Below are 11326 nucleotides of genomic sequence, written 5' to 3'. Positions count from 1 at the left end.
TTTTTCTGAAATGAATTGTCTTTTTCTTAGCAAGAAGTATGCTACAATATAAAACGATAGAAGTTAGTAGAAAGGATGCATCAAAATGATTACATTAGGGATAGACACCGCTAATCAAACTTTAGCGATCGGCGTAATTGAAGATGATACTGTCTTAGGGCAAATCCAAATCAATAAACAGAAAAATCATAGCGTTAGTTTGATGCCGGCTATCGATCAGTTATTCTCAGCACTCGGATTAGCACCAACCGCTATCGATCGAATTGCTGTTTCCGATGGACCAGGTTCATACACCGGTCTAAGAATCGGTGTAACTACTGCAAAAACACTTGCATATACATTGGGTAAAGAACTTGTGGGGATTTCAAGTTTACAAGCAATTGCTGCTAATTGCCGGAACGTAAATGGATTGATCGTGCCTTTATTTGATGCAAGAAGAAAAAATGTTTATGCTGGTGTGTACCGAAGACAAAATGGAAAATTAGAAACAGTTCTTGAAGATGTACATATTTCAATTGAAGAACTGCTTAAGCAACTGTCTCAGTTCGATGAACCTATCTTATTTGTCGGAACAGATACGCAAAAATTTACGAATGAAATAAAGGAAGTATTACATGAAGCAGAAATAAATAAGGTGCTTGAATGGGATCTTCCTAATGGCTGTACGATTGCAACATTAGGGGCCAATCGTGAACCAGTAAGAGATTTAACCAATTTTGTACCACGTTATTTGAAAAAAGTAGAAGCAGAGGAAAAGTGGTTGGAAACCCACACTCCTGGAGACGAAAGATATGTTGAAAAAATTTAAAGCATATGCTAGAAGTTTATTCTATGAAAAAAAAGAATTTGCTACTAAGATAATTGAAAATCAAGGGAAAAGCTATCGAATAAAAGAGCTGATACCTCGAGATATCAAAGATTTATTATCGATTGAACGCCAGGTATACAATGGCGAATTACCATGGACAAAAAGTGCCTTCCTTTCTGAATTAAATTCACCTTTTCAAAATTTATACTTAGGAATACTAGACGGTGAACAGTTAATTGGATTTATAGGTGCGAGAATTTTTGGCTTGGATTGCCATATTACAAATATTGCGGTTATTCCTGTGTACCAACGAAGAAATATCGGTACATTGTTAATTGACGAAATTGAAAAATTTGCTATAATGAATCGCTGTGACACACTCTCTTTAGAGGTGAGAATGAGTAATCAAGATGCCCAAAGACTCTATCGGAAATTAGGATTTCAATCGAACAAAGTAAAAAAAGGGTATTATACCCAAACAAATGAAGATGGATTAGAAATGATCAAATATTTAGAAAAATGAGAGGTACAATTGATTTATACTAAGAATGACTTTGAAGATGAACAGTTAGCGTCTTGTTTATGGGCGCTTTGTGAGGAAGCATATGAACATGGTTCTCCTTGGACCAAAGACCAATTTTTAATGGATATCCAACAACCACATACGCAATATTACTTATTGGTGGAAAATTCGCTACTCCAAGGATTCATTGGTTATTCGAAAGTTATCGATGAGACGGAGATCACGAATATTGCTGTGGCAAAAAAACTGCAAAAAAAAGGGTATGCACGTCAGTTATTACGCTTTTTATTAGACCGAGAAAAACAAGCAGGAACATATAATGTTTATTTAGAAGTACGAACGTCTAACCTAGCAGCTCGTCATCTTTACCAATCAGAGAAATTTAGAGAACTAGGGAAACGAAAATCTTATTATCATGATCCAGTAGAAGATGCGATCATTATGAGTACAAAGTTAAAAACGGAGACGATGAAATGAAAGAAGAATTGATTCTGGCAATTGAATCAAGTTGCGATGAAACGAGTGTCGCAGTTGTGAAAAATGGTGATGAGATTTTAGCCAATGTCATTGCTTCACAGATTAACAGCCATAAAAGATTTGGCGGTGTTGTTCCAGAGGTAGCAAGTCGCCATCATGTAGAGCAAATCACCTTATGTATCGAAGATGCTTTGGCGGAGGCAGGAACTTCTGTTGAACAACTGAGTGCTGTAGCGGTTACTTATGGTCCTGGTTTAGTTGGTTCGTTACTGATTGGGATTTCTGCCGCTAAAGCTTTTGCTTGGGCGAACAATTTGCCTTTGATACCTGTGAACCATATGGCAGGTCATATTTACGCTGCACGCTTTCAAAAGCCTTTTGAATTTCCGCTACTAGCATTGCTTGTCAGTGGTGGACATACAGAGTTGGTCTATATGAAGGAAGACGGGAACTATCAAATCATCGGTGAAACGAGAGACGATGCCGCTGGAGAAGCTTATGACAAAGTTGGTCGTGTCTTAGGTTTGAGTTATCCAAGCGGAAAAGAAATCGATCAGTTAGCGCATCGTGGTGAAGATACCTACCATTTTCCAAGAGCCATGATTCATGAAAGTAATTATGATTTTAGCTTTAGTGGTTTAAAAAGCGCCTTTATCAATTTAGTACACAATGCCCAACAACGTGGAGAAACTCTTGATACAAATAATTTAGCTGCTAGTTTTCAAGCGAGCGTTGTGGACGTTTTAGTCAATAAAACTCTTCGTGCTTGTAACGAATACCCAGTCAAACAATTGATTGTAGCAGGTGGAGTTGCAGCCAATCAAGGATTGCGTGAAACGCTCGAAGAGGCATTGAAAAAAGAACATCCAGAAATTGAACTGCTGATCCCTCCATTAAAACTTTGTGGTGATAATGCAGCAATGATTGGAGCAGCTGCGCATGTAGAATTGAAACAAGCCAATTTCGCTGATCTTCGTTTAAATGCGAAACCTAGTGTGGTATTGAATCAAGGAGGAAATGAGTAAAATTCACCTTATTTTCGTATACATGGCAAGAGCGGTTGAGAAAAACTTACTTTGTAGTAAGTGAAATCGATTAATTAATGAAATATGAAAGTTAGAATATCATTTTTATTTTTACATCTATTAAAAAGTTTGGGACAATCTTTTATTTGTTCCAAGCTTTTTTGACTTAAAATTTCTAAATTTGGAAATTTTTGTTCTATTGTTCAAATCGTTATATTAATAAGAGATCTCGCGATAATATGGATTAGAGATTAAGAATACAAATGACGTAAATACTATGTTCTCAGTAAAATCGCTTATTATAATAACTATTTCTAAATAGTAATTGTTATTTCACAAGTAGTGATTTTATTACGATGGTTATTTGTTTTGAAGGCATTTATTTAATTGTCTTAAGAAATAACATATGCTAATATGGATGGTAGAAATGCTTTTATGTGTTATTTTTTAATGGTTGTTTAATTATTTTGATAGGAAAAGGAGAGTTAGAAGATGAAATATGTGTTACAGAGTATGGTTTTAATTTTATGTAGTTTCTTTTTTACGTCTTATGTTGATGCTGCCGGGGCGATTTCGCAAGATGAGCAAATGATCATCCAAGAATTGACTCAACCTATTTTAATTCAAGGCAAAGAATTTCAAATGCCTCAAACATATATTACACAGACTGAAAATTATTTAAAACAAAATGATTTATCCAAGTCACAAGTGGATACAGCAGTAAAAAATATCCAAAATGTGAAGCAAAAACTGATTAATTTAGACATAGATTTGTCATCGGTTCATACGATAAATGATTTAATAAAAATTATCCCCAGGGAAACGATTTTGGAAATTCAGCAATTGATTTCATCAACAGCGGATGCTTTAGGATTAGTCGTTTTAAGTTGGAATAAAGGGTATGTTGAGCTAGGCACACAAAACTCTGATGGCTCGATTTCAGCAGTGTTCAACTCGAAACAACCGATTAAACAAACGGGAACATTCCCTATCTCAAGCATTCTTGCAATTGGATGTTTAATGATGACTGCGACAGGTGCATTCATCGTAGGAAAGAAAGTCAAACTTGCATAAAAAAAAGAAAAAATTAAAAAGAATAGGCGGAATGATTTTTACCCCTATCTTTTTTTTGATCATGGGTTATTCGCTAATGTATATTATTGGGCGACCTGTCATTCAGTTTACGACTTCTTCCTTACGATTGTTTCTGCTTTCGGATATTCCAAAATATGAAAAAAAGACACAACCATCAGCTAAAGGTATGTCAACTAGTGAGTTAGAAGAAAAACGGAAAACAATTGAGTTGGAAGGAGAGAACATTCCCTCCAGTAAAATCGATTATCCAAGAAGCGGGTATCAATATGGACAGGTTGATGTTGCTTCTGTAAATTTGAATGTGCCCTTATATTATGGAGACTCAGATGATATTTTACGAGAGGGTGCTGGACAATACATGGGGTCTGTGTATCCAGGTGAGCATGGGACTACATTGATTGGTGGGCATAATAGTAGTGAATTTGGAAAATTAAGTGCTGTCAAAATTACGGATAAGATTAACATTTCCACTAGTTATGGTGAGTATGTTTACCAAGTATACGAAACAAAGATTTTAGATAAAAATGCGAAATTGATTAGTCAACTTCTAGTTCAAAAACAGCAAGGAAAACTGATTTTGTATACTTGTTATCCAGTCGATAGTATTGGAATGACGGATCAAAGATTATTTATTCTAGGCGATCTCATTAAGGGGCCAATGATCCAACCAGATAAATAATGAATTGAAAAATTGCGCTACTCATGTGTTAAGCAAAACGCTTTGAAAAGAGGTGGATTTACCAAAAAAGAATCAAATGATCAATCGAATAATCGCTTGTTTGGCTCACTAAAAATGAAGTTAGTGGATAAAAAATTTCGAAGTGGGGCAATTTAAGCTGCAATGAGTTTGTGAAATTTTATGGTCTTTTCTTACATTTGGTAAAAATAGTTATGAAAAAAAGAAAACAATGGCGAAAAGTGCCAAAAATGATTCTTGCTTTTATCTGTTCGCTTAGTTTATTTGCAATTTTTGTCTTGGGCATTCTTAAGATTACTTTATTCAATCAAAATTTTATGATCCGTGCAGTGGAATCCTCACATTATGGGGAAACGATCACTAAAGAGATCAATCACACAATTGCTGATGTAGGAAGAGGTGCCAATATCTCCCAAAAATGGTTGAATCAGACAGTTTCAGAAAGCTTAGTAAATGATAATATCAAACAATATATTCATAGTATCTATGCTGGCTCAACCTTTCAATTAGAAGGGGAGAAGCAAATAGAAGAGACAGTCCAAAGCCAATTAGAAAGTTATGGAAAAGAAAAGAATTACCCAAGAAATGCAGAATTTGAAACCACAGTAAATAAACTAAAAAAAGTGAGTATTGAAACAGTTCGGCGCGATATCGAAATCCCTTATTTTGCGTTATACGGCAAAAAAATAATGGCTTATACATCCACCCTTAACCTGTTGCTCATTTTTGCAGTCGCTTTTTTTGGAATCTTATTTTCCGCAATCATTTCGCTTAACAAACCTTTCTTTCATTTAATTATACGTTACCTTGCTTATGTGATCGGTGGAGCTGGATTAATGGTAGGGGCTTTACCGACCTATTTGTATGTAACTCGATTGATTGAACGATTGGGTATTCATTCTGAAGCTCTATACTTATTTTTAACGACTTATTTGAAAAATTTTCTCTTTATGTTTATGAAATTTGGTCTTTTCAGTATCCTGTTGAGCTTGTTCCTATTTGGCGTAAGTGAGTTTTTCAGAAAGAAAATAGTTCGACGTGAAAAATAGAATAGAAAGGGGCGAAAAGATGGAAGCGGTTATTAATTTGAATGAGATACTAAGCTGGTTAAAAAAGCGGATACTGTTGATCATTTGTTCATTGATCGGCGGTTTCGCCGTTGCGACTGGAATAACTTATTTTGTTATTACACCAACATACAGTTCATCGGCTGAATTGATCGTTCAATCGAAAAACGAAATCGTCAACCATAATTTACAATCAGAAGTACATGCAAATGTACTCTTGATTAATACATATAAAGACATGATTTTAGGAGATATCGTACTTAATGAAGCAACCGAATACTTAGAAAATAAATTTGCTTATTACTTAACGAAAGATCAATTGAGAAAGAATATTCAGATTATTCAATCTTCAGATTCACAAATGTTCCATATCAAGGTGATGTCAGATGAAGCTGAAAAAGCTGCGAATATAGCAAATGTTCTTGCTTATACTTTTGAAGAAAAAGTAAAAGAAGTTTTAGACGTAAATAAAGTAACGATCACATCAATTGCGCAAGCAAATCAGCTACCGGTTTCACCCAATAAACGGTTGAATCTTTTTCTTGGTGCATTTTTAGGTTTACTTCTAGGGATCGGGATGGCTGTCTTGTTAGAAATATTGGATAAAACAGTAAAGGATGAGCATTTTCTCGCAACGATGGGGTATCCAGTCTTAGGGATAATTAGTGAAATGAGTAATAAGGAAATTGAAAGTGGGCAATCGATTCAACTCACAACATACTCTCGACAAGGAACTCATACACATAGACAACGAGCGCGTACACATCTAAGCAGAGAAAATCGGTTCACACGAAAATAGATGAGGAGACTAATACGTGAAAAATAATATGAAAAAAAAGGGTGTTCCTCTGATTAGTGCTAGTAAACAATCGTCCATGATCTCTGAACAGTATCGAACGGTTCGATCAAATATCCAATTTAGCTCATTTGATCAGGATATAAAGACAATCGTCGTTACTTCAGCAGGTCCAGAGGAAGGGAAGTCAACTGTTTCAGCGAATCTAGCGATTGTTTTTGCAAATAGCGGGAAGAAAACACTCCTAATTGATGCAGATTTAAGAAAGCCAAGTGTAGAAAGTACATTTCGTTCAACCTCGAACAGTGACGGACTAACTAACCTGTTAAAAAAAAGAAATGAATCAGCTTTCGTATTCATTCATGAAACAAATATTGCACATTTGTGGACAATGACCAGTGGACCAAAACCTCCCAATCCTTCTGAATTACTCGAGTCAAGCCGAATGAATGAAATCATTGATGAATTAAGCGTAAATTTTGATTTGATCATTTTTGATTTACCGCCTGTTGTGCCTGTGACGGATGCACAGATACTAGCTTCAAAAACAGATGGTACAATCATTGTCGTGAGAGAACGAAAAACGCTAAAGCAAGAATTGTTCAAAGCAAAGGAACTATTGACGATCGCTCAGGCAAATATCTTAGGGATTGTCTATAATGGAGTAAAGAAGTCGAAAGATATCAACTACTATTATTGAGGTAGTAGATGGTGTGTTAAAATGATTGAAAGAAAATGTTGATCAAGATCGTGCATATCAAGTACTAAAGAAGGTGATTTATTGATTAAACCAACTAGAAAAATCAAAGCGATTAGTTTGGTGCTACTCGATAGTTTTCTGATCATACTTGCTAATTACATCAGTTTTATATTTATGGTTCCATTTGTTATCATCAATAGAGATTATTTGGCAATAACACTCATTTCATCAGTTGTTTGTTATCTGTTCTATGGTGGGATCTTTAAAGTATTTACAAGAATCAATCGTTATACGAATCTTAATGAGTTGTTAGGGATCTTTGCGGCACTCACTTTTATGTTATTTTCAATTTTTCCTTTGTTTTACTTGTTTAACCAGGAGCTCATGTACCAGATTAGTTTGCGATTAGTTGTTTTTTCTTACATAATGGCACTTTTATTGATTGCTAGTAGTCGGTTAGGCTGGCGGGTCTGGGTTGAATTGAAAAATAAAAATGGTCGTTCGAATGAAAAAAAAGTACGAATCTTGATCATTGGTGCTGGAGAGGGTGGACAATTACTGTATCAAAGTTTTTTAGGTTCTCAAATTGTGAATAATATTGAAGTTGTGGGCTTTGTCGATGATGATTGTAACAAATGGGGAACTTATCTTTTAGGTAAAAAAGTACTGGGAAATACCCGTGAAATAAATCAATTGATCCAGACATTCCGTATCAATATGGTTACGATAGCGATTCCTTCGTTACCAAAAAAGAAGATCCAACAGCTTGTTCAATCCATTGAAAATAAGAATATCAAGGTAAATATGGTTCCCTCTTTTGAAGAAGTAGCTACCGGAAAAATCAATGTTTCGCAATTAAAAGAAGTAGATGTGATCGATCTATTAGGAAGAGAGGAAGTTTCCCTTGACCTAGAAAGTATCAGCTATCAATTAAAAGGACAAACGATTTTAGTAACTGGGGCTGGGGGCTCGATTGGTTCAGAGATTTGTCGGCAAGTTTTGGCATTTGAACCAGCAAAGTTGATTTTACTTGGACATGGAGAAAATTCGATTTATTCGATTCATCGAGAACTAACTACATTAGATCCTCAGAGGAAAGTAGAGATTCTACCAATCATTGCTGATATTCAAGATAGAGAACGCATCTTTTATTTGATGGAAAAATACCATCCCACGATTGTTTATCATGCAGCCGCACATAAGCACGTTCCGCTGATGGAATATAATCCCACAGAAGCAATTAAGAATAATATTAACGGAACAAAAAATGTGGCGGAAGCAGCTAAAAAAAATCATGTTAAGAACTTTGTGATGATTTCTTCTGATAAAGCAAATCGCCCGCCAAATGTGATGGGAGCAACAAAAAGAATCGCAGAAATGTTAATCACAAGTCTGAACCAATCTGGTGAGACCAAGTTTTCGGCTGTCCGTTTCGGGAATGTACTTGGGTCTAGAGGTAGTGTTATTCCACTGTTTAAAGAACAGATTTTAAGAGGGGGACCGATCACTGTCACCGATTTTCGGATGACCCGCTACTTCATGACGATCCCTGAAGCGAGCAGATTAGTTATTCAATCAGGTGCATTGGCTAAGGGAGGAGAAATTTTTGTTTTGGATATGGATAAGCCGATCAAGATCGTGGATCTAGCTAAGAATATGATCCATTTGAGTGGTTATACAGAAGAAGATATCGAGATTGTTGAAACAGGGATACGTCCTGGGGAAAAATTATATGAAGAATTGCTATTAGAAAAAGAAAAGAAAGAAACGCAAATTTTTGAGAAGATTTTTGTTGGGGACATTAAAGGCTTTTCTTTAAAAGAAGTCACCCAGCTAATTGAACAGTTACCAGAAGATGAAAGCGAAGCAGCCAAGAAAGTTATAGCGTTTGCAAATGCTTCTAATGAATGAAGAAAAGATAGAAATGATGATTGGAAAAATAAATCAATCAGTGAATTTTTGCTGTTAAAGGCGCACGGGGAGATAGAAAATGAAAACAATTGAAGCAAATGGGTACTCATCAATTGATGAATTAACGAAAAGCAACCAAAAAATTTTAGGAAGGTTACTTTACCTATTGGGATTTACACTCTGTATTTCGCGTGTTTTTTTCGGGATCAATATGTCAATAAGTGATGTATTTATGGTGCTATTAGTTGGCTACCTTCTACTAATGAAAAAAGTGGTGTTCAGTAAACAATTAGTACTATTTTTTATTGGGGTTATTTGTTGGCGGTTATTGTCCACGATATTGTTAAGTTCATGGGTGGATACTTCTGTTTCGCTTTTTTCAGTCATCATGACGGGACAAAAATTTTTCGTCAATCTCCTTTATTTGATTCTAACGATCTCGATCCTTCATATAAATCCAGAGTTAAAAAAAGATTTTTTATCTGGGGTAAAAGTCGGAACACTTTTTTTTGGCTGTCTTAGTATGTTCATTTTTCTAGTAGCTCCAGCAAGTTTGAAATCATTTGTTTTGTTCGGTGATCTACGTTTGAAAGGATTCATGAATGATCCTAACTATTTTGCTTATCTTCAAACATGTGGCTACTGTATCTGGTACTTAAGACCATTTAAAGGTAAGTGGAAGAACCTGATTGCATTCATGGGTTATACATCCTGTATTTTGTTATCTGCTTCCAAAACAGGGGTTGTAGCGTTTTTAGTAATCAATTTGTTATTTCTAATTCAAAAATTATTTAGGAAAAATATCAACGTCAAACATCTTGTAATGACAATCATGACAGCGAGTGTATTGATTATCGGTACGCATTTTCTTTTTGCTGATTATGTAAGTAATTTAATTGCACGTTTTCTTTCCATTCCGCAATTTGTCCGATTTGAGGGAGTCTTCACTAATTTTTATGGCGCAATCGTTGCTGGAGGTTCCGGTAGAACAGAAGCTTGGAAAACAGCACAACTTTTGTTAACGCGGACTCATTTCATGGGTATCGGTTTCGTTGACTACTCTTCAGTTGCTTTATCAGTTAGTGGAAGCCCGACGATTGCTCATAATACTTTTTTACAAATAGCTGTTGAATGGGGAATAGTCCCAGCAATGATGGGAATGTTGTTGGTATTTGGTCAGTTTGTCAGAAAATTATTGCTGAAAAAATGGTTGCTGTGTCTCTTAATATTAGCGAATATTATTTTTTCTTTTAGTATTTCTTTACAAAATTCACGATTACTATGGATCTTAGTAGGTTTACTCGTTGTGAAAGAACAGGGATCTCTAGTAAATGGAAAAAAGGAGCAGTCAAATGATTAGTGTGATTATTCCCACTTTCAATGCAGAAAAATCGATTGAGCGAGCAGTCAATTCTGTACTAAGACAAAGTTATCAAGATTTTGAAATCATTATTGTCGATGATCGATCAACAGATCATACTTGGGAACTTTTAACGAAATTAAAAAAACAAGATCAACGTATCAGAATCTATCAAAACGCTAGAAATTCTAAAAGTGCTTATACTCGCAACCAGGCAATCAAACATGCACGGGGGAACTACATTATGCAACTAGATGACGATGATTATTGTCACGTGGAACGTATGGCAAAGCAAGTAGCGTTTTTAGAGGCTCATCCAGAATTTGGTTTTGTTGGCAGTAATGCCTATTTATGGGACCAAGAGGGTGTCTATGGTGAACGGGTGGTCAAAGAACGACCTGAAATAAAAGATCTCTTGAAAACGAGTCCGTTCATCAATCCATCGGCTATGTTTAGAAAACACATCTTAGAATCTGTAGCGGGTTATCGAGTTTCAAAAGATACTGTTAGAGGACAAGATTATGACCTATATATGCGGTTATATGCGAAGGGACACAAAGGTTATAATTTACAAGAAAACTTAGTTTATTACTATCAAGATAAAGAGTATTATAAAAAAATTTCCTGGAAAAATCGCCTTGGGGAAAGTCGGTTGAAATATCGTAATTTCAAAGAATTAAAGGTTGCTAAAGTTCATTATCTGTATGTCTTGAAACCACTAATAGCGATAATGATTCCTAGACACCTCCTATTTTGGCATCAGCACCGCAAACAAGGATGAAAAGGTTTCTTTGTCTCCTTTACAAATAAATCAGGCTTAGACAAAAAATAAAACATACTAAGATAAGGGCAGCCTCATCTTAGTAT

The 11326-nt window shown here is 35.4% G+C and carries 12 protein-coding genes; all 12 read left to right on the top strand.

What is annotated here, in order from left to right; all coding sequences use genetic code 11:
- Positions 1-85: 85 nt before the first annotated feature.
- The 12 genes from tsaB to AB3H93_RS13905 all read left to right on the top strand — a co-directional run bounded on the left by tsaB (position 86) and on the right by AB3H93_RS13905 (position 11240).
- Positions 86-808, top strand: coding sequence for a tRNA (adenosine(37)-N6)-threonylcarbamoyltransferase complex dimerization subunit type 1 TsaB (gene tsaB, locus AB3H93_RS13960; RefSeq protein WP_010718852.1), 723 nt, complete (start codon positions 86-88; stop codon positions 806-808).
- The gene (rimI, locus tag AB3H93_RS13955; RefSeq protein ID WP_010737793.1) at positions 792-1331 is read left to right on the top strand and encodes a ribosomal protein S18-alanine N-acetyltransferase; all 540 of its coding nucleotides are present in this window, start codon (positions 792-794) and stop codon (positions 1329-1331) included. Before tsaB ends, rimI (AB3H93_RS13955) begins: the two co-directional genes overlap by 17 nt.
- 9 nt (positions 1332-1340) lie before the next feature.
- On the top strand, positions 1341-1808 hold the full coding sequence (gene rimI / locus AB3H93_RS13950; protein WP_063627253.1) for a ribosomal protein S18-alanine N-acetyltransferase: 468 nt from the start codon (positions 1341-1343) through the stop codon (positions 1806-1808).
- Positions 1805-2833: a tRNA (adenosine(37)-N6)-threonylcarbamoyltransferase complex transferase subunit TsaD gene (tsaD, locus tag AB3H93_RS13945; protein WP_010718855.1), complete on the top strand. Its 1029-nt coding sequence runs from the start codon at positions 1805-1807 to the stop codon at positions 2831-2833. Before rimI (AB3H93_RS13950) ends, tsaD begins: the two co-directional genes overlap by 4 nt.
- Positions 2834-3325: 492 nt before the next feature.
- The gene (locus AB3H93_RS13940; protein WP_368020724.1) at positions 3326-3907 is read left to right on the top strand and encodes a hypothetical protein; all 582 of its coding nucleotides are present in this window, start codon (positions 3326-3328) and stop codon (positions 3905-3907) included.
- A complete protein-coding gene (locus AB3H93_RS13935) occupies positions 3900-4607 on the top strand; it encodes a class D sortase (protein WP_306172383.1) in 708 nt (235 codons plus the stop codon). Before AB3H93_RS13940 ends, AB3H93_RS13935 begins: the two co-directional genes overlap by 8 nt.
- A 212-nt stretch (positions 4608-4819) precedes the next feature.
- Complete coding sequence (locus AB3H93_RS13930; RefSeq protein ID WP_051641758.1) at positions 4820-5674, top strand: hypothetical protein; 855 nt, start codon at positions 4820-4822, stop codon at positions 5672-5674.
- Positions 5675-5693: 19 nt separating this feature from the next.
- Entirely contained in the window at positions 5694-6491 is a 798-nt protein-coding gene (locus tag AB3H93_RS13925; RefSeq protein WP_034698350.1) for a YveK family protein, read from the top strand.
- A 28-nt stretch (positions 6492-6519) separates the two neighbouring features.
- Positions 6520-7188 carry a CpsD/CapB family tyrosine-protein kinase gene (locus AB3H93_RS13920; protein ID WP_025480509.1) on the top strand — a complete coding sequence of 223 codons (669 nt, stop codon included), beginning with the start codon at positions 6520-6522 and terminating at the stop codon, positions 7186-7188.
- An 81-nt stretch (positions 7189-7269) separates the two neighbouring features.
- On the top strand, positions 7270-9099 hold the full coding sequence (locus tag AB3H93_RS13915; RefSeq protein ID WP_034698347.1) for a nucleoside-diphosphate sugar epimerase/dehydratase: 1830 nt from the start codon (positions 7270-7272) through the stop codon (positions 9097-9099).
- Positions 9100-9178: 79 nt separating this feature from the next.
- Entirely contained in the window at positions 9179-10459 is a 1281-nt protein-coding gene (locus AB3H93_RS13910) for an O-antigen ligase family protein (protein WP_368020723.1), read from the top strand.
- Positions 10452-11240 (top strand): glycosyltransferase family 2 protein, encoded by a 789-nt coding sequence (locus AB3H93_RS13905; protein ID WP_088744928.1) that lies wholly within the window; start codon positions 10452-10454, stop codon positions 11238-11240. Before AB3H93_RS13910 ends, AB3H93_RS13905 begins: the two co-directional genes overlap by 8 nt.
- Positions 11241-11326 lie beyond the last annotated feature (86 nt).

The organism is Enterococcus sp. C74, from assembly GCF_040887125.1.
Taxonomy (GTDB): domain Bacteria; phylum Bacillota; class Bacilli; order Lactobacillales; family Enterococcaceae; genus Enterococcus_B; species Enterococcus_B hirae.
The sequence above is the reverse complement of the archived record's forward strand: the minus strand, read 5'-3'. Positions and strand labels throughout refer to the sequence as shown.